The sequence below is a fragment of the Oleiphilus sp. HI0086 genome (genome assembly GCF_001635225.1).
Genome location: NZ_LWFZ01000376.1, coordinates 1 through 333, shown reverse-complemented (window position 1 = coordinate 333; position 333 = coordinate 1). Strand labels below are relative to the sequence as shown.

At 48.3% G+C, this 333-nt stretch carries 1 protein-coding gene; it reads left to right on the top strand.

Annotated features, from left to right (window positions below; genetic code table 11):
* Positions 1-333, top strand: a 333-nt coding sequence (locus A3756_RS04765; protein WP_156490273.1) for a glutamate synthase central domain-containing protein, incomplete at both ends; no start/stop codon positions are given.

Sequence of the window (333 nt, the reverse complement as noted above, 5' to 3'; positions counted from 1 at the left end):
GCAACGCTAGACAAAGATCATGAAGCGTTCCAAGCAATGGATGCTGATACCCTAAAGACGCACATGAAGATGTTCCAGGTGACTTTCGAGGAACGAGATCAGGTATTGCGTCCATTAGCTGAGGCGGGCCAGGAAGCAGTAGGTTCGATGGGTGATGATACGCCAATGGCAGTATTGTCGACTCGTGTTCGTTCAGTTTCAGACTACTTTAGACAGAAGTTTGCTCAGGTGACTAACCCACCGATTGATCCATTGCGTGAAGCGATTGTTATGTCTCTGGAAACCTGTGTGGGTGTAGAGCAGAACGTATTTGAAGAAACGCCTGAGCATGCG